The organism is Streptomyces lasalocidi (assembly GCF_005280215.1).
GTDB lineage: Bacteria > Actinomycetota > Actinomycetes > Streptomycetales > Streptomycetaceae > Streptomyces > Streptomyces longwoodensis.
On the sequence record NZ_SZNQ01000001.1, the window covers coordinates 1,008,747 to 1,030,244 of the forward strand.

Annotated in this window: 20 protein-coding genes and 1 pseudogene; 7 read left to right on the forward strand and 14 right to left on the reverse strand. The window is 74.4% G+C overall.

Going from position 1 to position 21,498, the window contains the following annotated elements; genetic code table 11:
* Window positions 1-229 precede the first annotated feature (229 nt).
* Window positions 230-1,060: a DeoR/GlpR family DNA-binding transcription regulator gene (locus tag E4U91_RS04325; protein WP_137305307.1), complete on the forward strand. Its 831-nt coding sequence runs from the start codon at window positions 230-232 to the stop codon at window positions 1,058-1,060.
* 61 nt (window positions 1,061-1,121) lie between these two features.
* On the opposite strand, the gene cds1 is transcribed toward E4U91_RS04325, so the two are convergent.
* On the reverse strand, window positions 1,122-2,255 hold the full coding sequence (cds1, locus tag E4U91_RS04330) for an L-cysteine desulfhydrase Cds1 (RefSeq protein WP_137305308.1): 1,134 nt from the start codon (window positions 2,253-2,255) through the stop codon (window positions 1,122-1,124).
* Between the two features lie 467 nt (window positions 2,256-2,722).
* On the opposite strand from cds1, the gene E4U91_RS04335 reads away from it, so the two are divergent.
* Together E4U91_RS04335 and E4U91_RS04340 are read left to right on the forward strand one after the other, a co-directional pair.
* The gene (locus E4U91_RS04335) at window positions 2,723-3,046 is read left to right on the forward strand and encodes a hypothetical protein (protein ID WP_137305309.1); all 324 of its coding nucleotides are present in this window, start codon (window positions 2,723-2,725) and stop codon (window positions 3,044-3,046) included.
* A 211-nt stretch (window positions 3,047-3,257) separates the two neighbouring features.
* On the forward strand, window positions 3,258-3,806 hold the full coding sequence (locus E4U91_RS04340) for an ATP-binding protein (RefSeq protein ID WP_137305310.1): 549 nt from the start codon (window positions 3,258-3,260) through the stop codon (window positions 3,804-3,806).
* Window positions 3,807-4,031: 225 nt separating this feature from the next.
* Here the strand turns inward: E4U91_RS04340 and E4U91_RS04345 are convergent, their stop codons facing one another.
* Genes E4U91_RS04345 through E4U91_RS04355 form a run of 3 tightly spaced genes read right to left on the reverse strand, consistent with a single transcriptional unit; the run spans window position 4,032 to window position 7,623 of the window.
* Complete coding sequence (locus E4U91_RS04345; RefSeq protein ID WP_137305312.1) at window positions 4,032-6,593, reverse strand: ABC transporter permease; 2,562 nt, start codon at window positions 6,591-6,593, stop codon at window positions 4,032-4,034.
* A complete protein-coding gene (locus tag E4U91_RS04350; protein ID WP_137305314.1) occupies window positions 6,590-7,342 on the reverse strand; it encodes an ABC transporter ATP-binding protein in 753 nt (250 codons plus the stop codon). The genes E4U91_RS04345 and E4U91_RS04350 overlap by 4 nt, the downstream gene beginning before the upstream one ends.
* Window positions 7,339-7,623 (reverse strand): SHOCT domain-containing protein, encoded by a 285-nt coding sequence (locus tag E4U91_RS04355; protein ID WP_137310661.1) that lies wholly within the window; start codon window positions 7,621-7,623, stop codon window positions 7,339-7,341. Before E4U91_RS04355 ends, E4U91_RS04350 begins: the two co-directional genes overlap by 4 nt.
* A 200-nt stretch (window positions 7,624-7,823) precedes the next feature.
* On the opposite strand from E4U91_RS04355, the gene E4U91_RS04360 reads away from it, so the two are divergent.
* Entirely contained in the window at window positions 7,824-8,405 is a 582-nt protein-coding gene (locus E4U91_RS04360) for a TetR/AcrR family transcriptional regulator (RefSeq protein WP_241678503.1), read from the forward strand.
* Between the two features lie 14 nt (window positions 8,406-8,419).
* Window positions 8,420-9,013 carry a DUF4865 family protein gene (locus E4U91_RS04365; protein ID WP_137305317.1) on the forward strand — a complete coding sequence of 198 codons (594 nt, stop codon included), beginning with the start codon at window positions 8,420-8,422 and terminating at the stop codon, window positions 9,011-9,013.
* 26 nt (window positions 9,014-9,039) lie between these two features.
* Here E4U91_RS04365 and E4U91_RS04370 read toward each other — a convergent pair whose 3' ends face one another.
* A complete protein-coding gene (locus tag E4U91_RS04370; protein WP_137305319.1) occupies window positions 9,040-10,284 on the reverse strand; it encodes an ROK family protein in 1,245 nt (414 codons plus the stop codon).
* On the reverse strand, window positions 10,281-10,976 hold the full coding sequence (locus tag E4U91_RS04375; protein WP_137305321.1) for an alpha-ketoglutarate-dependent dioxygenase AlkB family protein: 696 nt from the start codon (window positions 10,974-10,976) through the stop codon (window positions 10,281-10,283). The genes E4U91_RS04370 and E4U91_RS04375 overlap by 4 nt, the downstream gene beginning before the upstream one ends.
* Window positions 10,977-11,042: 66 nt before the next feature.
* Here E4U91_RS04375 and E4U91_RS04380 point away from each other — a divergent pair, with 66 nt between their 5' ends.
* Window positions 11,043-12,188, forward strand: a complete 1,146-nt coding sequence (locus E4U91_RS04380; protein WP_137310662.1) for a methyltransferase — start codon at window positions 11,043-11,045, stop codon at window positions 12,186-12,188.
* Here the strand turns inward: E4U91_RS04380 and E4U91_RS04385 are convergent.
* Together E4U91_RS04385 and E4U91_RS04390 are read right to left on the reverse strand one after the other, a co-directional pair.
* Window positions 12,175-13,029, reverse strand: a complete 855-nt coding sequence (locus E4U91_RS04385; protein ID WP_137305323.1) for a class II fructose-bisphosphate aldolase — start codon at window positions 13,027-13,029, stop codon at window positions 12,175-12,177. The two genes, E4U91_RS04380 and E4U91_RS04385, sit on opposite strands and share 14 nt — an antisense overlap.
* 180 nt (window positions 13,030-13,209) lie before the next feature.
* On the reverse strand, window positions 13,210-14,091 hold the full coding sequence (locus tag E4U91_RS04390) for an SIS domain-containing protein (protein ID WP_137305325.1): 882 nt from the start codon (window positions 14,089-14,091) through the stop codon (window positions 13,210-13,212).
* A gap of 124 nt (window positions 14,092-14,215) precedes the next feature.
* On the opposite strand from E4U91_RS04390, the gene E4U91_RS04395 reads away from it, so the two are divergent.
* A complete protein-coding gene (locus E4U91_RS04395; RefSeq protein ID WP_137305327.1) occupies window positions 14,216-14,995 on the forward strand; it encodes a DeoR/GlpR family DNA-binding transcription regulator in 780 nt (259 codons plus the stop codon).
* 256 nt (window positions 14,996-15,251) lie between these two features.
* On the opposite strand, the pseudogene E4U91_RS38870 reads toward E4U91_RS04395, so the two are convergent.
* The 6 genes and pseudogenes from E4U91_RS38870 to E4U91_RS04425 form a co-directional block, all read right to left on the reverse strand.
* Window positions 15,252-16,091, reverse strand: a pseudogene (locus E4U91_RS38870) (MSCRAMM family protein); the annotation flags it as partial.
* Between the two features lie 667 nt (window positions 16,092-16,758).
* Window positions 16,759-18,657 carry a molecular chaperone HtpG gene (gene htpG / locus E4U91_RS04405; protein ID WP_137305331.1) on the reverse strand — a complete coding sequence of 633 codons (1,899 nt, stop codon included), beginning with the start codon at window positions 18,655-18,657 and terminating at the stop codon, window positions 16,759-16,761.
* Between the two features lie 168 nt (window positions 18,658-18,825).
* On the reverse strand, window positions 18,826-19,527 hold the full coding sequence (locus tag E4U91_RS04410) for an SDR family oxidoreductase (RefSeq protein ID WP_137305333.1): 702 nt from the start codon (window positions 19,525-19,527) through the stop codon (window positions 18,826-18,828).
* A 136-nt stretch (window positions 19,528-19,663) separates the two neighbouring features.
* Window positions 19,664-20,233, reverse strand: a complete 570-nt coding sequence (locus E4U91_RS04415; protein ID WP_137305335.1) for a TetR/AcrR family transcriptional regulator — start codon at window positions 20,231-20,233, stop codon at window positions 19,664-19,666.
* A gap of 82 nt (window positions 20,234-20,315) precedes the next feature.
* Window positions 20,316-20,501: a hypothetical protein gene (locus E4U91_RS04420; RefSeq protein ID WP_241678934.1), complete on the reverse strand. Its 186-nt coding sequence runs from the start codon at window positions 20,499-20,501 to the stop codon at window positions 20,316-20,318.
* A gap of 142 nt (window positions 20,502-20,643) precedes the next feature.
* Window positions 20,644-21,270, reverse strand: a complete 627-nt coding sequence (locus tag E4U91_RS04425) for a DUF6629 family protein (protein ID WP_137305339.1) — start codon at window positions 21,268-21,270, stop codon at window positions 20,644-20,646.
* Window positions 21,271-21,498 lie beyond the last annotated feature (228 nt).

Sequence of the window (21,498 nt, forward strand, 5' to 3'; positions counted from 1 at the left end):
CGCCGGCCCCCTGAACGGTCCCGGGACCGTGGGGTGACATGCGCGCGTCGGATGGGTGGTGACGCCGCCCGGGGCCTGGCGTGCGAGGATGGGACGCCCGCACGCGTCCGTCCGGGACGGCGGGACCGGCCGGACACCGGGACACCGGGGCGTCCGGCCACCCGGACACCGGATCACCGGATCACCGGGACGCAGTCGATCGGCTTGAGGCGAAAGGACCGGAGCGTACGTGAGTGAGAATCAGAACCTCCTCGCGGAGCAGCGTCGCTCCCTGATCCTGGACGAGGTACGGCGCCGCGGCGGCGTCCGCGTCAACGAGCTGACCCGCAAGCTCGGCGTGTCGGACATGACCGTGCGCCGCGACCTGGACGCGCTCGCCCGGCAGGGCGTGCTGGAGAAGGTGCACGGCGGCGCGGTGCCGGTCGTCGAGGCGAGCACCCACGAACCCGGGTTCGAGGCGAAGTCGGGCCTCGAGCAGACCGCCAAGGAGGACATCGCGCGGGCCGCGGCCGGTCTGGTGACGCCGGGCAGCGCGATCGCGCTCTCGGGCGGTACGACGACCTTCGCGCTGGCGCACCACCTGCTGGACGTGCCCGATCTGACCGTGGTGACGAACTCGGTGCGCGTCGCCGACGTCTTCCACGCGGCCCAGCGCACCTCGGGGCCCCGGCAGGGCGCGGCCACGGTGGTGCTGACCGGCGGGGTGCGCACCCCGTCCGACTCGCTGGTGGGCCCGGTGGCCGACCAGGCGATCGCCACGCTCCACTTCGACCTGCTGTTCCTCGGGGTGCACGGCATATCGCCGCAGGCCGGGCTGTCCACGCCCAACCTCGCCGAGGCCGAGACCAACCGCCGGCTGGTGCACTCGGCGCGCCGGGTGGTGGTGGTCGCCGACCACACCAAGTGGGGTGTGGTGGGGCTGAGTTCGTTCGCGACGCTGGAGCAGGTCGACACGCTGGTGACGGACGCGGGGCTGCCGGCCGACGCGCGCGTGGAGATCTCCGAGCACCTGCGGGAGCTGGTGCTGGCCGGCGACTCCGGCCCGGGCAACGAGGACTGACGGCCCGTCAGCGCGGCTGGTCAGCGACGGATCCCCTCCTCGGTCCGGTCGGCCCCGCCCGTCAGTCCGGCCACACCCCTGTCGCCAGCAGCGACTCGATCGCCGCGCTGTACGGAGCGATGTCCAGGCCCTGCTCGGCGAGCCAGGCGTCGGAGTAGTACTTGTCGAGGTAGCGGTCGCCCGGGTCGCACAGCAGGGTGACCACGCTGCCGCGCCGTCCGTCGGCGACCATCTCGGCGACGATCTTGAGGGCGCTCCACAGCCCGGTCCCGGTCGAGCCGCCGGCCCGGCGGCCGATGGCGCGGTCCAGGGCGCGGACGGCGGCGACGCTGGCCGCGTCGGGCACCTTCATCATCCGGTCGACGGCGCCGGGCACGAAGCTGGGCTCCATGCGGGGCCGGCCGATCCCCTCGATGCGTGAGCCGCAGTCGCAGGTGACGTCCGGATCGCCGGTGGTCCAGCCCTCGAAGAAACAGGAGTTCTCGGGGTCGGCGACACAGATGCGGGTGTCGTGCTGCATGTAGTGGACGTAGCGGGCGATCGTCGCGGAGGTGCCGCCCGTGCCCGCGGTGGCCACGATCCAGGCCGGTTCCGGGAACCGCTCCAACTCCAGCTGGCGGAAGATGGATTCGGCGATGTTGTTGTTGCCGCGCCAGTCCGTGGCCCGTTCCGCGTAGGTGAACTGGTCCATGTAGTGGCCGCCGGTGTCCGCCGCCAGGCGTGCGGACTCCTCGTACATCGTGCGGGGGTCGTCCACGAAGTGGCACTGCCCGCCGTGGAACTCGATCAGGCGGATCTTCTCGGCGCTGGTCGTGCGGGGCATCACGGCGATGAACGGCACGCCGATCAGCTTCGCGAAGTACGCCTCCGAGACCGCCGTGGAGCCGCTCGACGCCTCGATCACCGGGCGGCCCGGCCGGATCCAGCCATTGCACAGGCCGTACAGGAACAGGGAGCGGGCGAGGCGGTGCTTGAGGCTGCCGGTGGGGTGGGTCGACTCGTCCTTGAGGTAGAGGTCGATGCCCCACGCCTCGGGGAGCGGGAAGCGCAGCAGGTGCGTGTCGGCCGAGCGGTTGGCGTCCGCCTGGACCTTGCGGACGGCCTCTTTCAGCCAGTCGCGGTAGCCGCCGTCGGTGCGGTCGACGTCGAGGGTGTCGAAAGTCGCGCCGTTCCTGGTCTGCTGGGTGGTGCTCACGTCGTGGCTCCTTACGCCGGGCGCCGACCGCGCCCCGGGCGTGGCCGACACACCGATCATAGACACCGTCCGCACGCTTCTCACCTGCATAAACACCACTTTGAGCGCCTCAAAGGAGAGCCTGGGGCGAGCATCCGGACAGGTGTGCGACGACCCGGGGGGCGCATTCGCGCGAGTGCTCCGGGAGGTCCGCGGCGAGGCCTCACGCACCCTGGTGCTCGCCACGCGGGCCGGGCAGACTGCACACCGCACGGGGGCTCAGGAACCACGACAGGAGCCGGTTTCCGACGCACCACGGAACGCACCGCGCCACGCACCACGGCACCACCGCGGAACGCACCATGCCACCACCGCGGCACCACCGCGGACGAGGACCATGGCACCGCCGCGGAACGCACCGTGGCACCACCGCGGAACGCCCCGCGGGCGCACGGGCCGGCACAGCCACGCACGAGGGGCAGGCAGGCATGGCGGAGCCGGAGTTCACGGCCACCGGGGTGCGGATCGGGCGCGGACTGCGCTCGCTCACCCGGGCCGGGCAGGTCCGGATCAGCGGCGGCAGGCTCGAGTTGCTCACCAGCCACGGCAGTGAGATCGACAGCGCGCCCGTGCAGGCGGTGCGCGCGTCCAGGCCGTGGTGCGCGTCCGCGGGCCGGGCGCTGGCGGACCTCAACGGTCACCGGTACCTGCTGACCCTGCGGGCGCACGACCCGGCTCCCGGCGAGCCCGGGCCACCCGCGGCGGGCCGGTTCATCGAGGCGGTGCGCCGGGCCGCGGGACGGGGTGGCTGAGGAGGACGCGCCCGGTGGCCGCGCGGTGACCGCGAGTTGCGCGCTCCCACCCCTTGCGTCACGCTGTTCTCACGTCACTCTGGGTTTACCGGCGATAACGCTGCGAACCAGCCCGCCGGCCACGACAGCAGGCGGCCGCCCTGTGCAGGCGCACTGCTGGATCGATCCGAACTCCGTGTTCTTCCGGACCTCACGTCGGGGAGTCGCAGCCGTGATCAGCAACCCAAGCAGGCACTGCACGGTGGAGCTCCAAGCCCTGCCGTCGCGGATCGGCCAGGTCCGCAGAATCGTATCCGCGCAGTTGCGCTACTGGCATCTGGACGCCCTGATAGACCGCGCCGCACTCGGTGTGACCGAGCTGCTGACGAACGTCCACCTGCATGCGCAACCCGACAAGACGTGCACCGTGGAGCTGGAGCTGCTGCTCGACCGGCTCACCGTCTCGGTGCACGACCACGACCCGACGCTCCCGGTGATGGAGGTCGCCGACCGGCTCGCCACCGGCGGGCGCGGCCTGGCGCTGGTGGCCGCGGTCAGCGAGAGCTGGGGCGCGCGCCCGGACGGGGACACCGGCAAGGTCGTCTGGTTCACGCTGCCCGCGCTCGACGCGGCCGCCGTGCTGCCGACGCTGCCGGTGCGCCACCCGGTGCCGGAGAAGGCCCCGCGGCGCTTCGCGGAGATCGAGGTCGACCCGGTCGCCGACCCGCTCGACGTCCGCACGCCCGCCCATGCTCCCGCCCGGTCCGCCGTTGTCGGCTGACCGGGCGGTGAGACCCTCGCCCCTGCGCCGGATGCGCCCGGTGCCCCGGGCGCGCTCGGCGCGCTCGCTGCCCTCGGCGGGGCCGCCTCCAGGTGTGCCGCCTCCCGAGGGTGCGTAGGCCGGCGTACGCCCGGGTCCCGGCTGACGTACGTTTCCCTGTCCATCCCAGCCCTGGCGGGCGCGCCCCAGCGCGTGCGTCACTCCGTCGCGGCCGCCCCGCCTGCGTCACTCCGTCGCGACCGCCCGCAGGACGTCCAGCCGGGCCGCGCGGCGGGCCGGGCGCAGGCCCGCGAGGGCGCCGGCCGCGAGGCCCACCAGGGCCACCACCGCGAGCTGCACGGGCGGCACCGCGAAGGCGAACGCGGTGTCGCTGGTGCCGTCGGACGCCTCCACCAGGACCCAGCCCAGGAAGGCGCCGAGGACCAGACCGCCGGTCATGCCGAACGCGGCGACCAGGACGGACTCCCAGCGGACCATGGCCCGCAGCTGGGCGCGGGTCTGGCCGACCGCCCGCAGCAGCCCGAGTTCCCGGGTGCGCTCGTGGACGGCCAGGGTCAGCGTGTTGGCGATGCCGAGCAGCGCGATGAGCACCGCGAGGGCGAGCAGGGCGTAGACGAGGGTGAGCATCATGTCGATGCCGCCGGCGGAGGAGCGGGCGTACTCGTCGCGGGTCTGCACCTCGGGGTTGCCGTACCGGTCGGCGACCTTCTCGACAGCCGCCCTGCCGTCGGCCGTGCTCACGCCCGCGCGGAAGGAGACGGCGACGAGCGTGTCGGCGTCCTGGGTGCGGTGCGGGGCCCAGGCGGCGCGGGTGATGACGTAGTCGCCGGCGAGTTCGGAGCGTCCGTAGACCGCGCGGACGGTGAACGGCACGCGCGTGCCGTCGGTGAAGGCGAGCCGTGCGGTGTCGCCGAGCCCCAGGTGCAGGCGGTCGGCCTCGGTGCGGGTGAGCGCGAGACCGTCGGTGCCCAGCCGCCCGAGGGAGCCGTCGACCGTGCCGAGGTCGAAGGTGCGCCCGAGGGCGACCGGGTCGGTGACGGTCAGGGCCCGTCCGCGGCCGTTCACCTCGGCGACGCCCCGGCCCAGTCCCACGGCCGTGTCGACCTCGGGCAGCGCGGCGATCGCGGGGGCGAGCCGGGGGCTGAGTCCGCTGCCGCCCGCGCCGAAGGACGGCGTGCTGACGGCCACGTCGCCGGCGAAGGAGCGCGCCACGGTCTGGTCCATGGTGGCCTTGAGCGAGGCCCCGAACACCGTGAACAGCGCCACCACGGCCACGCCGATCATGAGTGCGCTCGCGGTGGCGGCGGTTCGCCGGGGGCTGCGCAGGGCGTTGCGCCGGGCGAGGGCACCGGTGACGCCGCGCAGCCGGTCCAGGGGCGCGCCGAGGACGCGGACGGCGGTGCGGGAGGCGACCGGGCCGAGGACGACGAAGGCGACCAGGGCGAGGACGGCGCCGGTGCCGGCCAGCCAGAGCGACGGGGAGACCAGGACGCCGGTGAGTGTCGCGGCCACGGCGAGCGCGGCCAGCGCGGTGCCGGTCACCGCGCGCGTGCGGGAGGCGCCGGAGGTGTCCACGGCCGTGTCGCGCAGGGCGGCCAGCGGCGCGGTGCGGCCGGCCCGTACGGCGGGCAGCAGGGCGGAGCCGAGGCAGACCAGGACGCCGACCGCGAGCGGCAGGGTCAGGGACAGGGCCGTGACGACCAGGTCGCCGTCGGGGAAGGGGAAGCCGATCGCCGGGAACAGCGCCTGGAGCCCGGCCGCGATGCCCACGCCGCCCGCGAGGCCCGCGGCGGAGGCGGTCACGGCGACCGCGCCCGCCTCGACGAGGGCGGCCGCGGTGACCTGGCGGCGCGAGGCGCCGAGGGCGCGCAACAGGGCGTTCTCGCGGGTGCGTTGGGCGACGACGATGGCGAAGGTGTTGTGGATGGAGAACGTCGCGACCAGCAGGGCGACCCCGGAGAACACGAGCAGGAAGGTGGTGAACAGGGTCAGGAACTGGCTGGAGATCATGTCGGTGTTCTCCTGGGCCGACTCCTGGCCGGTGATCGCCTCGACGCCCCGGGGCAGGACCGGGGCGAGCCGGTCGACGAGTTCGCGCTGGCCGATTCCGGGGGCGGCGCGCACCAGAATGCCGGCCGCCTCGCCCGGCCGGGCGGTCAGGTACTTCTCGGCGTCGGCCCGGGTCATGCCGGTGAAGGTCACCTGGCCCATGCCGTCCTCGCCGCCGAAGGTGGCGAGCCCGACGACGGTCACGCGCACCGGGTCGGGGGTGCGAAGGACGGTGGTGTCGCCGAGGCGCAGTCCGCCCTTCTCGGCGGCGCCGCGGTTGACGACGACCTCGCCGGGGTGCTCGGGGGCGCGGCCCTCGGCGAGCCGGTAGGGGTTGAGCCGCGGGTCGGTGATCCAGTTGCCGGCGAGGGTGGGCGGGCCCTGGCCGCCGACGGGTCTGCCGTCGCCGCCGACGAGCTGGCCGGCGCCCTGGATGTCGGGCACGGCGGCGGCGACCCCCGGCACCCGGGCGAGCGTGGCCGCCAGGGCGGTGTCGACGGGGCGGCGCACGCCCTGGCTCTCGCCGGGCGTGGTGATGGTGTCGGCGCCGCGCACGACGGCGTCGGTGCCGGCGGTCGCGTCGCCGAACATCGTGTCGAAGCCGGCCCGCAGGGTGTCGCCCATGACGAGCGTGCCGGCGAGGAAGGACACGCCCAGGAACACGGCGAGGAAGGTGCCCGCGAAGCGGCGGCGGTGTGCGCGCAGGGAGGACAGGCTGAGCCGGACGGCAGCGTTCACGACGGCACCTCGAAGGCCTTCATGCGGTCGAGCACGCGGTCGGCGGTCGGGGCGGCCATGCGGTCGACGAGCCGTCCGTCGGCGAGGAAGACGACCTCGTCGGCGTGGGCGGCGGCGACCGGGTCGTGGGTGACCATGACGACCGCGCGGGCGGTCTCGCGGGCGGCGCGGCCGAGCAGGCCGAGGACCTCGCCGCCGGAGCGGGAGTCGAGGTTGCCGGTCGGCTCGTCGGCGAAGACCACGTCGGGCCGGCCCGCGAACGCCCTCGCCACGGCGACGCGTTGCTGCTGTCCGCCGGACAGCTCGGAGGGCCGGTGGTGGAGCCGGTCGCGCAGTCCGACGACGTCGATCAGCGCGTCGATCCAGTCGGGGTCGCCGCGCCGTCCGGCGAGGTCGAGCGGCAGCCGGACGTTCTCCGCGACGGTGAGCGTGGGGACCAGATTGAACGCCTGGAACACGAAGCCGATCCGGTCGCGGCGCAGCAGGGTCAGCCGCCGGTCGTCGAGGGCGCCCAGCTCGGTGTCGCCGATGTGGGCGGAGCCCGAGGTGAGGGTGTCCAGGCCGGCGGCGCAGTGCAGCAGCGTGGACTTGCCCGACCCGGACGGTCCCATGATCGCGGTGAACCGTCCGGCCGGGAAGCCGAGCGTCACCCCGTCCAGGGCGCGGACGGCGGTGTCGCCGGCGCCGTGGACCTTCACGGCGTCGGCGACCCGGGCGGCCGTGCGAGTGGTGGTCGCGGTGGCGGTCATGCCGCACCGCCGCGGCGGCCGAACTGCTCGTCGAGGACGGACAGTCGGCGCCAGTACTCGTCCTCGTCGATCTCACCGGAGGCGAACCGGCGGCCGAGGACGGCGAGCGGCGAGTCACCGGCCGGGCGCGACACGTCGGCCGGGCCCCACGGGCCGCGTCGGCCGCGTCCGGCGGTGCGGCGCAGCAGGGTGACGGCGCCGACGACGACGGCCGCCCAGATCAGCGGGAAGAACAGGATCCACGGGCCGGGGCCTCCGTCCCACTGGGCGAGGGTCTGCATCTCGGTCATCTCCTTGGTCGGGTGGGGCCGGTTCTCGGCGATGACTCGAGACTCGCGCGGGGAGGGGGTGCCGGTCGTCGTACGGCCAGCGGCCGTGTGCGTACCTCCCGGGGAGTACGCGGACGGCCGGTGGCTGCTCCGGACGTCCCGGCACGGCCCTCACCTCGACTTCTGTACCTACTGGTATGTACAGTGCGGTCATGGGCACCGCCGAGCGACTGATCGAGTCCACCCGGGACCTGCTGTGGGAACGCGGATACGTGGGCACCAGCCCCAAGGCGATCCTGGAGCGGGCGGGCGCCGGGCAGGGCAGCATGTACCACCACTTCACGGGCAAGCCCGACCTGGCGCTGGCCGCGATCCGGCGCACCGCCGAGGAGTTGCGGGCCGCCGCGGACGCCGTGCTCGACGGGCCGGGCACGCCGTACGACCGTGTCGCGGCGTACCTGCGGCGGGAGCGGGACGTGTTGCGCGGCTGTCCGGTCGGGCGGCTGACCATGGACCCGGACGTGATCGCGAGCGACGCGCTGCGCGCGCCCGTGGAGGAGACGATCGGCTGGCTGCGCGGACGGCTCGCCGCCGTCGTCGACGAGGGCCGCCGACTGGGCCAGTTCCCGGCCGAGTTGGACCCGGACGAGATCGCCGCCGCAGTCGTCGCCACGGTGCAGGGCGGCTACGTCCTGGCCCGCGCCTCCGGCAACCCGGACGCCTTCGACGCCGGGGTGCGCGGACTGCTCGCCCTGCTGGCCCCCCGTTCGCCCGCAGCACCCGCCGCCGACTGAGGAGAGGGATCCGCATGCACGCGATGCAGTACGAGATCACGCTGCCCGCCGACTACGACATGGACGTCATCCGTGACCGGGTGGCCCGCCGCGGGCACCTCCTCGACGCCTGGGACGGCCTCGGGCTCAAGGCGTACCTGATCCGTGAGCGCGGCGCGCACGGCTCGCCCGTCCAGCAGTACGCGCCGTTCTACCTGTGGAACACCACGGAGGGCATGAACGCGTTCCTGTGGGGCCCCGGCTTCCGGGGGCTGAGCGACGACTTCGGGCGTCCCGTGGTGCGGCAGTGGTCGGGGCTGGCGTACGAGCCCGGAGCGGGGGGCGGATCGGCCGGTGCGGTCGCGCGGTTCGCGGTGCGGCGACGGCAACCGGTGCCGGACGGGGCGGCCTTGGGCGACTTCGTGGACGAGGTGGTCGCCGGGACCGGGCGGCTGGCGCGGGAGGACGGCGCGGTGCTCGCGGCGGCGGCCGTGGACACGGGCCGCTGGGAGGTCGTGCACTTCTCACTGTGGGAGCACGACGCGCCGAAGGTCGAGGGCGACCTGTTCCAGGTGCTGCACCTGTCGGCGCCGGGCCTGGCGGCGCTCCCCCACGGTCGGCAGTGGTGAGGGCCGACGGGCCCGCGTCCTGACGCTCAGGCGGGGGCCAGCGCGCCCAGCGGGTCGTCCAGGACCGGCTGCCACGCCAACTCGGCCGCCCCGACGAGGCTGTTGTGGTCCAGGGAGCAGGCGAGGATCGGCACCCCGCCGCTGCGGCCCCACAGGCTGCGGTCGGCGACGACGGCACGCAGCCGGTCCGGGTCGGCGTCCAGGAGGGTGCGGTGCAGTCCGCCGAGGATGATCCGGTCGGGGTTGAGGATGTTCACCAGGCCGGCGAGGCCGAGGCCGAGCCGGTCGATGAGGATCTCGGCGGCGGTGCGCACGACCGGGTCGGCGTACTCCTCGCGGATCAGCTGCTCGGCCTGCTTCAGCAGGGAGCCCTCGGGGCCGGGCTCGCGACCGGCGGTGGTGAGCAGGGCCAGCGGGTCGGCCTCGACGTCGAGGCAGCCGCGGCTGCCGCAGTGGCAGGGGCGGCCCTCGGGGTTGACGGTGAGGTGGCCGACCTCCAGGGCCAGGCCCGAACTGCCCGTGTGCAGACGGCCGTCCAGCACCAGGGCGCCACCGACGCCCCGGTGGCCGGTGGCCACGCACAGCAGATCGCGGGCGCCGCGTCCGGCGCCGTGCCGGTGCTCGGCGAGGGCGGCGAGGTTGACGTCGTTGCCGGCGAAGGCGGGCCCGGTGACGCCCGCCGCGCGCACCCGCTCGGTGAAGATCTCCCGGACCGGCGCGCCCACCGGCCAGGCCAGGTGCAGCGGGTTGAGGGCGAGTCCCTCGGGTTCGGCGACCGCCGACGGCACGGCGAGCCCCGCGCCCACGCACCGGCGGCCGGTGGTGCGCAGCAGCTCGGCACCGGCCTCGACGACCGTGCCGATGATCTTGCCGGGGTCGGCGTCGACGGTCTCGCAGCTCGGCGTGGTGGCGACGATCCGGCCGCCGAGGCCGACCAGCGCGGCCCGGAAACCGTCCGCGTGGACCTGCGCGGCCAGCACGACCGGTCCGTCCTCGGCGACGCCGAGCCGGTGCGAGGGGCGGCCCTGGGAACCCGCGGCGGCGCCCGGCCGGGCGTCGACCCGGATCAGGCCGAGCGCCTCCAGTTCGGCGGCGACCGCGCCGGCCGTGGCGCGGGTGACGCCCAGTTCGGCGGTGAGGACGGCACGGGTGGGCGCGCGACCGGTGTGCACGAGCTCCAGCGCGGGTCCGAGCGCACCGCGCCCCCGGTCAAGCCGCGCCCTGGAGGTGGTTCCTTCCCCCGCCGGCCGGGGGTCCGCCTTGCCGCTCATGAAGGCGAGTCTCCCATGATCCGTTCCCCGCCGTCGCCGCCGGTGAGCCCGCTCACGCGCAGCGTGACGTTGAGCCGCCCGGTCAGCCCGAGCCACGGCGGGGCCGAGCCCGGCCGCACCCGGGGCACGCCGTGGTACGCGAGGCGCGCGGGCCCGCCGAACACGAACAGGTCGCCGCTGCGCAGCTCGACGTCCGTGTACGGCCGGGTCCGGGTGGCTGTGTTGCCGAAGCGGAAGACGCAGGTGTCGCCGAGGCTCAGCGAGACCACGGGCGCCGGGGACCGCTCGTCGGCGTCCCGGTGCATGCCCATGCGCGCGTCGCCGTCGTAGAAGTTGATCAGCGCGATGTCGTACGGCGCCGGGTCGGCGGCCCCCGGTCCGAGCGCGTCGGCGACGGCGCGACGGCCCAGCTCGCCGAGCCAGTCGGGGAACGGCTTGACCGGGGAGCCGTCGCCGTCGACGACCGTGCGGGCGTAGGCGTACGGGTACCAGTGCCAGCCCAGGCAGACCTGGCGGGCCGTCATGGTGCCGCCGCCGGGGGTGCGCACGGTGCGCAGGCCGGCCGGCGGGCGGGCCCAGTCACGGCAGGCCGCCAGCAGCGCGCGCTGCTGTGCCTCGTCCAGCCAGCCCGGTACGTGCACGGCGCCCGGGGCGATCTCGGCCCGCTCCCGGGGGAACAGCTCGGCGTCCATGCACCCCATCCTGCCCCACGCCGCCTGAGCTGCGGTTCCGCTAGCCTGGGCCCGGTGAACGACCGTATGACGACGCCCTGGGGCGAGCTCGACCTGGCCCGCTTCCCCGAGGACCCGCGGGACCGGCTGCGCGCCTGGGACGCCTCCGACGCCTACCTGCTGCGGCACCTCGCCGAGCGGGAGGCGCGCGGCCTGCCGACGGCCGGCACGGTCGTGGTGCTCGGCGACCGCTGGGGCGCCCTGGCCACGGCGCTCGCGGCGCACCGCCCGACGCAGATCACCGACTCGTACCTCGGCCAGGAGGCGACCCGCGCCAACCTCGCCCGCAACGGCGTGGCGCCCGGTGAAGTGCGGCTGCTCACCACCCAGGACACCCCGCCGGAGCGGATCGACGTCCTGCTGGTGCGGGTGCCCAAGAGCCTCGCGCTCCTGGAGGACCAGTTGCTGCGGCTCGCGCCGTCGCTGCACGCGGACACGGTGGTGGTCGGCACCGGCATGGTGAAGGAGATCCACACCTCCACGCTGGACCTGTTCGAGGGCATCGTCGGCCCGACCCACACCTCGCTCGCCGAGCAGAAGGCCCGGCTGGTCTTCAGCGCCCCGGACCCGGAGCGGCCCCGGCCCGCCAACCCGTGGCCGCACACCTACGCCCTCCCGGACGGCCTCGGCGCGCTGTCCGGGCAGCCGGTGGTCAACCACGCCGGGGTGTTCTGCGCCGACCGCCTCGACATCGGCACCCGCTTCTTCCTCGGGCACCTGCCCGACACCCGGGGCGGGCGGCGCGTGGTCGACCTGGGCTGCGGCAACGGCGTGGTCGGCACGGCGGTCGCGCTGGCCGACCCGGGGGCGGAGGTGCTGTTCACCGACGAGTCGTTCCAGGCGGTGGCGTCGGCGGAGGCCACGTACCAGGCGAACGGGGTGCCCGGGCACGCCGAGTTCCGGGTCGGGGACGGGCTCGCGGGGGTCCCCGCCGACAGTGTGGACCTCGTGCTGAACAACCCGCCCTTCCACTCCCACCAGGCGACGTCGGACGCGACGGCGTGGCGGATGTTCACGGGGGCGCGGCGCGCACTGCGGCCGGGCGGCGAGCTGTGGGTGGTCGGGAACCGGCACCTGGGCTACCACGTGAAGCTGCGCCGGCTGTTCGGGAACAGCGAAGTCGTCGCGGGCAACCCGAAGTTCGTGGTGCTCAGGGCGGTCAAGCGCGGCTGAACCCCGCCAGGATCCTGGTCGCTTCCCGGGTCATCGCCTCACGTCCGGCCGTGAGGTAGGCGCGGCAGTCGACCGCCTCGGGGTGGGCGGCCAGGTGGCGGCGCACCGCCCCGGTCATGGCCTGGTTGAGGGCGGTGCCCACGTTCACCTTGGCGACGCCCCGGGCGACGGCCGCGGCCAGCTCGTCCTCCCGCACGCCGGAGGAGCCGTGCAGGACGAGGGGCACGTCGAGGGCCGTGTCCAGGCGGGTGATCAGGTCGTGGTCGAGGGTGGCGGTGCGGGTCGTCATGGCGTGGGCGCTGCCGACCGCGACGGCCAGGGCGTCGACGCCGGAGTCCGCGACGAACGCCCGGGCCTCGGCCGGGTCGGTGCGGGCGCCGGGGGCGTGGGGGTCGCGCGGGGGTTCACCGTCCTTGCCGCCGATCTCGCCCAACTCCGCCTCGATCCACAGCCCTTGGGAATGGGCCCAGTCGGCGGCGGCCCGGGTGGCGGCGAGGTTGTCCGCGTAGGGCAGGCGCGAGGCGTCGTACATCACGGAGCTGAATCCGGCGCCGGGCGCCTGCCGCAGCAGGTGGTCGCTGCGGACGTGGTCGAGGTGCAGGGCGACCGGCACGCCGGCGCGTTCGGCGGCGGCGGCCGCGGCGCGGGCGAGCGGCAGGACGTGGCCCCGGCGGAACCGGACGGCGTTCTCGCTGACCTGGAGGACGACGGGGGCACCGGCGGCCTCGGCGCCGTCGAGCACGGCCTCCACGTGTTCCAGGGTGACGACGTTGAAGGCGACGACGGCCGAGCGGACCCGGTCGGCGCGGGTGACGAGGTCACCGGTGGTGGTGAGGGGCACGGCGTCTCCTCGCTGCGGTGGGTCGGCGGGGTGGGGCGGGCGTCCGGGGGTGCCGAGGGTTCGAGGTGGGCCTCCGAGTGCGCCGGGGGGGGGCGTGCAGGGGCGCCGGGGGGACGAAGTGGGCGTCCGAGGGCGCCGGGATCATGGGCTGCACTGGGCGTCCGCATGCTGCGGGGCGCGTCAGGGGGCGAGGATCACCGAGCGGGTGAGGTGGCGGGGGCGGTCCGGGTCCAGGCCGCGGGCGGCGGCGACCGCGACGGCGAGCCGCTGGGCCAGGACGAGTTCGGCGAGCGGGTCGAGCCGGCCGGGAACCCACAGCGCGCCCGTGTCGCGCACCTGTCGGGCCAGCCCCTCGGGTGCCTCGCCGAACATCCAGGTCGCCGTACCGGTGGTGCTGACGCTGACGGGGCCGTGCCGGTATTCCATCGCCGGGTAGGCCTCCGCCCAGGACAGCGACGCCTCGCGCATCTTCAGCGCGGCCTCGCGGGCCAGGCCCACGGTCCAGCCGCGCCCGAGGAAGGTGAACTGCCCGCAGTCCACAAGCCCTTCGGGAAGCTGGGTCTCCAGCGCGGTGCGGGCATCGGCGACCACGGCGTCGGTGTGCAGGCCGAGGTGGGCGCGCAGCAGGGTGAGGGCGGTGGTCGCGAACCGCGTCTGCACCACGGAGCGTTCGTCGGCGTGGTCCAGCACCACGAGGTCGTCGGCGGCCGTCATGACCGGGGTGTCCGGGTCCGCGGTGATCGCGGTCGTGCGGGTGTGTCCGCGCAGGCGGGCCAGCAGGTCCAGCACCTCGGTGGTGGTGCCGGAGCGGGTGAGGGCGACGACCCGGTCGTAGCGGCGGCCGTGCGGGAACTCCGAGGCGGGGAACGCGTCGGTCTCCCCGGCGCCGCTCGTCTCGCGCAGGGCGGCCACGGCCTGGCCCATGAAGTACGAGGTGCCGCAGCCGACCAACGCGACCCGCTCCCCCAGCGCGGGCAACACCTGGGCATGGTCGGCGACTTGGGCGGCGGTCCGGGTCCAGCACTCAGGCTGGTCGCGCAGTTCGTCCTCGACGTGGGTCATGCCGTACCCCTCCCCAGCAATGATTGTTCGTGCACAGTAGTGCCATCTTTCGCGCAACTTCAAGCATCTGGACGGTACGGGGATGCGTTAGGGTCACCGGAAGTGACCGGGGATCGGAGGCCGGATGTCACGCGACGCCCGCTGGAAGGCGCTGCTGGAACTGCTCGTGGAGCGCGGCCGGTTGGACGTCGAGGAGGCGGCCGCCGAGCTGGAGGTGTCGGCGGCGACCATCCGGCGCGACCTCGACGGGCTCGCCGAGCAGCAGATGCTGGTGCGCACCCGGGGCGGCGCGGTCGTGCACGGGGTGTCGTACGAACTGCCGCTGCGCTACAAGACGGCCCGGCACGCGTCGGAGAAGCAGCGCATCGCCCGCGCGGTCGCCGAGCTGATCGCGCCGGGTGAGGCGGTCGGGCTGACCGGCGGCACGACCACCACGGAGGTGGCGCGCGCCCTGGCCGTGCGCGGGGACCTCGCCACCGGCTCCCCGGCCCTGACGGTCGTGACCAACGCGCTCAACATCGCCAACGAGCTGGCGGTACGCCCCCAGTTCAAGATCGTGGTGACGGGCGGGGTGGCCCGGGCGCAGTCCTACGAGCTCGTCGGGCCGCTGGCCGACGGGGTGTTGGGGCGGATCACGCTGGACGTGGCGGTGCTCGGGGTGGGGGCCTTCGACGTCGCGCACGGCGCCGCCGCCCACGACGAGGCGGAGGCGGCGGTCAACCGGATGCTGTGCGAACGGGCCGAACGCGTGGTGGTCGCCGCCGACTCCAGCAAGCTCGGCCGCCGGGCCTTCGCCGGCATCTGCGCCACGGCGGCGGTGGGAACACTGGTCACGGACACGACGGCCGACCCGGGGACGGTACGCCGGTTCGAGGAGGCGGGACTGCGGGTGATCGTGGCCTGAGCGGACCGGCCGGGCGCCGCCCCAGGGGCATCCCCGCCCCACGGGTCGGCCGCCGACCCGGGGATCCGCCCCCACGGGCCGCCCCCGCTCCCCACGGGCCGGCGCCCGAGTGGGGCGGGCGCCGGCCCTGCGGCGAAAAGTTCTCGGCCGCGCCCAAGATGTGCCCGACGCGGCACCTGGGTTAACCGTGGCCGTCACGGGGCAGCGCCCGGCGACGCGAGAACCTCCGTTGGGGAAAAGTGCGGGTCGACGCCCCTCAGCCGCCCGCGTGCGCCAGTGCGATGTCGTGGCCGTCCACGTCGCCCCCGACGTGGATCCCCGTCGCTCGGGGCGGATAGCCGGTGGCGATCACCGTGTACGCGCCCGTGTCGAGGTCGGAGAAGGCGTAGGCCCCGTCCGGGCCGGTCGTCGTCGTGGCGACCACGTTGCCGGCGGCGTCGACCAGGGTGACCCGGGCGTCGCCCAGCGGGCCGCCCGCCGCGCGGACCGTGCCCCGCACCTGCGCACCGGGCCACAGTTCCACGTCGGCGCGGGTGGTCCCCGTGCCCGCCACCTCGACGGACAGCGCCAGCGGGCGGTGCTTGGGCGAGCTGACCGCCAGGGTCACCGGTCCCGGGACCAGGTCGGTGAACGCGTACGCGCCGAGCCCGTCGGTGCGGGTCGTGGCCAGGACGTCGCCGCGCACGTCGGTCACGATGACGACCGCCCCGGCGACCGGCGCCCCGCCGTCCGCGGAGCGCACGGTGCCGGCCAGCCCGCCGGTGCTGCCGAGCAGCACGTCGTGCGTCACCGGGTCCGCGCCCACCACGATCGTGGTCGCCAGCGGCCGGTGGCCGTCGGCGGCGGCGATGAGGACGTACGTCCCCTCCCCTGGCGCCTCGACGGCGTACGCGCCCCGGGTGTCGGCGACCGCGCGGTCCAGCTGGCGCCCGGCGAGCGAGATCAGGGTGACGGCGGCCCCGGCGACCGGGGCGTTCTCCCCGCCGCGCACGTGACCGCGCACCGGGTGCCCACCGGCCGGACCGCCCTCGGTCAGGCCCGGCACCGTGGCGACCAGCTCCGCGACCGCGCGGGCGAGCGGCACGGCGACCGCGGACCCTACCGCGTGCTCCGGCGATTGCACCCCCGCCGCCGTGCCGGCCCTCTCCTCGTCGGTCTGCACCGCGCCCCTCCCCGCCTCGTCCGTCGATATCGCGTGCGCCGAGGTCGGGGCCGGGGCGGCCGGTGACACCGTGCGGTCCGTCGCCCCTCCCGCCGTCGCCCTTCCCCGTCCCGGGATGAACGCGGCGACCACCAGTGCCAGGACCGCCGCTCCCGAGCCGATCGCCATGACCGTCCCGAAGCCGTTCTCGGAGGGCAGCACGGCCCGGGCGGCGTCCCAGGCCGAGGCGTGCAGCAGTCGCGGCAGTTCGGGGACGATCGGGATGACCAGGGTCTGCATCAGTGAGACCACGATGCCGCCGAAGGCCAGCACCGCGACGACGAGGGCGGCGCGGCCACCCACGACGGGCTCCCCCGCCTCCGCGGACCGGGGTTGCGCTGGGGACATGGCCGGGCCTCCGTGGGCGGTCTCGGGCCTGCACGACGTCCCCAGAATCTAGGGCCTTTGATTGACTCAAGCAACCAGAGTTTCGGTGCGCACGACGTGAACGTTCCGTGCGCACACAGGAGTTGGCGGCGGGCCCTGCACGCACGGAAGCCGGGGCTCGCACGCGCGGGAGGGGTGCCCCCGGTCCGGCGGGCACCCCTCCGTGTCCGGAGGGCTAGAGCGCGCGCTCCAGCCGCTCCGCGACCAGCCTCACGAACTTGCCCGGCTCCTTGGGCCGGCCGCCCTCGGCCAACACCGCGAGGCCGTGCAGGAGTTCGGCCGTGTCGACCAGGCCGGAGCGGTCCTCGCGCTCCTTGTACGCCTGGTTCAGCCCCTTCACCAGCAGGTGGTCCGGGTTGAGTTCGAGGATGCGCTTGGTCTGCGGCACCTCCTGACCCATCGCGCGGTACATGCTCTCCAGGGCCGGCGTGAGGTCGTGCGCGTCGGAGACCACGCACGCCGGGGAGACGGTGAGCCGCGAGGACAGGCGCACGTCCTTCACCTCGTCACCCAGCTGCTCCTTCATCCAGCCGAGCAGCCCGGCGAACTCCTCGCCCTGCTTCTCGCGTTCCTCGCCGGCCGCTTCGTCGCCCTGGGCGTCCAGGTCGACCTCGCCCTTGGCGACCGAGCGCAGCCGCTTGCCCTCGAACTCGCCGACCGCGTCGACCCACACCTCGTCGACCGGGTCGGTCAGCAGCAGCACCTCGACGCCCTTGGCCCGGAACGCCTCCATGTGCGGGGAGTTCTCGATGCTCTCCCGGGACTCGCCGGTCATGTAGTAGATGTCGTCCTGGCCGTCGCCCATCCGCTCCACGTACTGCTGGAGCGTGGTCGGCTCGTCCTCGGCGTGCGTGCTGGCGAAGGTGGCCACCGCGAGGATCGCGTCGCGGTTCTCGGTGTCGCTGAGCAGGCCCTCCTTGACCACCGCGCCGAACTCCCGCCAGAACGTGGCGTAGCGCTCGGCGTCCTTCGCCTTGAGGTCCTTCACGGTGGACAGGACCTTCTTGGTCAGCCGGCGCTGGATCATCCGGATGTGCCGGTCCTGCTGGAGGATCTCGCGGGAGACGTTCAGCGAGAGGTCCTGCGCGTCGACGACCCCCTTGACGAAGCGCAGGTACGGCGGCAGCAGCGCCTCGCAGTCGTCCATGATCAGGACGCGCTTGACGTACAGCTGGAGCCCGCGCCGGTAACCCTGGGTGAACAGGTCGTGCGGCGCGTGCTCAGGCAGGAACAGCAGGGCCTGGTACTCGAAGGTGCCCTCGGCCTGGAGCCGTACGGTCTCCAGCGGCGGGCGCCAGTCGTGGCCCACGTGCTTGTACAGCTCGTGGTACTCCTCGTCCGACACCTCGTCCCGGGAGCGCGCCCACAGCGCCTTCATCGAGTTGAGCGTCTCGGGCTCGGAGGTCTCCTCGCCCTCGCCCTTCTCCGGGGTCATCCGGACGGGCCAGGTGATGAAGTCGGAGTACCGCTTGACGATCTCACGGACCTTCCAGGGCGAGGTGTAGTCGTGCAGCTGGTTCTCGGGGTCGGCGGGCTTGAGGTGGAGGGTGACGGACGTGCCCTGCGGCGCGTCGTCGACGGTCTCCAGGGTGTACGTGCCCTCACCGCGCGACGACCAGCGGGTGCCCCGGTCCTCCCCGGCCCGCCGGGTCAGCAGGGTCATCTCGTCGGCCACCATGAACCCCGAGTAGAACCCGACGCCGAACTGCCCGATCAGCCCCTCGGCGCCGGCCGCGTCCTTGGCCTCCTGGAGCTCCTTGAGGAACTGGGCGGTGCCGGAGTGCGCGATCGTGCCGATGAGCTGCCCGACCTCCTCGTACGACATCCCGATGCCGTTGTCGCGCACGGTGAGCGTACGGGCCTCGGGGTCGGTCTCGATCTCGATGTGCAGGTCGGAGGTGTCGACGTCGAGGCCGTCGTCGCGCAGGGCGGCCAGGCGCAGCTTGTCCAGCGCGTCGGAGGCGTTGGAGACGAGCTCGCGCAGGAACACATCCTTGTTCGAGTAGACCGAGTGGATCATCAGCTGGAGCAGCTGACGTGCCTCTACCTGGAACTCAAACGTTTCGGTCGGCATGGTTGGCGTCTTCCCCTCACAGGTCCCACGGTCGCCGGATCTGGTGGGAATCACTGTAAAACACCAAGTCAGCCGGGGGCGCCGGTTGTTGCCACCCGCCGCTCCCCGCCCCGGGTCACACGGGTCCTGCGGGCGGCCCGCCGGCCGGCTCGCTAGGGGAGACACCCCCTAGGCGGCCAGCTGCGGGTACAGCAGTGCGAGGTCCCCGGCGAGGCCCGCCTTGACCTGGCGGCTGACGTCGTCGGCCAGCACCTCGTGCGCCCCGGACTCCACCCCGTCCAGCGCACGGGCGGCGACGTCGCGCGGGTCGGACTTCGGCGCGTCGACGTCCGCCGCCATCTCCGTGTCGACGTACCCGACGTGCAGCCCGGTGACCGCGATGCCCCGCGGGCGCAGCTCCAGGCGCAGGGAGTTGCTCTGCGACCACAGGGCCGCCTTGGAGGCGCTGTAGGGGCCGGCGACGCCCAGCCAGGAGAGCACCGAGTGGACGTTCAGCACGTGGCCGCCGCCGTTGCGCTCGAGCACGGGGACGAAGGCGCGGGTGACCAGCAGCGGGCCGTAGAAGTTGGTCTCGAACGCACGGCGCACGTCCTCCACCGGGGAGTCGAGGAACGAGCCGCCGAGCGAGACGCCGGCGTTGTTGACCAGGACGGTGACGTCCTGGGCCCGGGCGGCGGCCGCGGCCACCGAGGCGGGGTCGGTGACCTCCAGCGTCAGCGGTACGGCGTCCGGGTGGGTGACGGTGCGCGGGTCCCGCGCGGTGGCGTACACCTTGGCCGCCCCGCGGGCGAACAGCTCGTCCACGAAGGCCCGGCCGAGGCCGCGGCTGCCACCGGTGACGAGGACGACGGCACCCTTGATCGAGGTCATGTCAGCTCCAGACGTGAGGGCATCCGGTGCCGGGAGACATCGGAAACCGATCGGTTTCCACCAAGGTAAACCGATCGGTTTCCGGATGCAAGGTTGGATTTTCAAATCGTCTTGGAACGTCCCTCCCGAACAGCTCTCAGCGCACCCCCGCGGCGTCGAGCACGCCGGCCGCCATGGGGACCACCAGGTCCTCCAGGGTGTCCACGTGGATGCCCGCACGGGCGGCGGCACCGTCGAAGAGCAGCATCAGCTGACGGACCACCAGGTCGGGGTCGGCCGCCCCGCCCCGCGCGGCCTCGGCGCGGAAGAAGGCCGCCAGCTCCTCCTTGACGCGGCGCGCGACACGGCTGGCGGGGTGGTCGTCGTCCTTGAGTTCGATCTGGACGGCGAGGTAGGGGCAGCCCCGGTACTCGGGCACCGCGGCCTGGGCGACGGCGCGCTCGAAGACCGACAGCACGCGCGCGCGGGGCGGACGGCCGTCGTCGGGGTCGGGCAGCAGCCGCGCGGAGTAGTCCGCCGCGCGCCGCTCCAGGCTGGCCGCCAGCAGCTCGTCCTTGCCGGCGAACAACTGGTACAGGGAACGCTTGGACACCCCGGCGGCCTTGCACAGGGCTTCGACACCGACGGCGACGCCCTCGCGGTAGGCGAGGGCGGCCGTCGCGTCGAGCAGGCGGTCCCGGGAGGTCGGCTTCACCGGTGCGGTCATGCCGCGAGGGTAACGCCGTCCACGCCGGAACGAAACCGATCGGTTTCCGCTGTCCGGGCCGGTCGGCCCGGACACCCACCGGTCAGCTCGTCTGCATGGTCCGCTGGAAGGCCCGCATGCAGGGGAAGCAGTGCCGGTCCGTCGGCTCGCTCCCCGGTGGCCATTCCTGTCTCTTGTCGACACCGCACAGGGTCGAGGTCTTGTCGGTCGCGAGGACGTGCCACACCGGCTCGCCCGCGTCGTCGGAGCCACACCACATCTCGTGCACTCTCAGCTCCCTCCGGGAGACATCGAGGTCAGCTCCCATCGCAGCACGGCCCCCTGGGGGACGGCTCCTTGGATCGGGCATGTGGGTGACACGCCAGGGTCCTCCGCCCCTGCCTCCGGGGCAGGAACCAGCCCGCGAAGCCCTACGCACCCACGACGGCCGGCGTTCGCCGCCCCACCCACGCCCACACCACCACCGAGCACAGCGCCGCGACCGCGCACCACGTCGACACGAACTCCAGCCGCCACAGCGCCCCGCACACCAGTGCGCCCACCGCGACCAGGGACCCGAGCGTCACGAGCACCCGGTCGCCGGACAGCAGGAACGCGCCGATGGTGGCCACGAGATAACCGGCGACGAGGAGTTCGGGGTGGGGCAGCCCCAGTACGTAGCCGACGGTGTGGCCGCGGATCTCGGCGCGCACGGTCCGGGTGGCCAGGGCGTGGGTGAGGAGTGCGGCGGTCACGGCGCCCGACGCCAGGGGGAGCAGCAGCCGGCGCCGGGCTGGGCCCGGCACGGCGCACCACACGGCCACCGGCACCCACGCCGCGAGCAGCGGCAGCGCGATCACGGCCCAGGCGAGGGTGGCGGGACCCGTGCCCCCGCCGGTGCGCCAGACCCGGGCCTCGACCAGCTGGTGGGCGCCGAGCAGCAGGGGCAGCGCGGCGAGCGGCAGGTCACGGGCACGCCGGGCGCGCGCCACGCAGGCGACTCCCACGGCGGCGACGGCGGTGCCCGCCACGAGATCGGCCGTCGCACTCCAGCACATCGCCCCACCATCGGTCGCGCCGTCGGATCATGGAAGGGCCCGTCGTGCCGGCCGCTCACGCCGGACGCCCACCCTGCTCCCCTCCCCCGTCGGCACACCCCTCACGCCCCGTCCGCCCCTCCGTCATCCCGGACCGCGCCCCGCCCCCGGCCTCCGAGCGCCCGGCGGCCTCCGCACGACAGGTCGCGGCCCACCGGCGAAGAGGGGAGGGACCGGGCACCTTGCCCC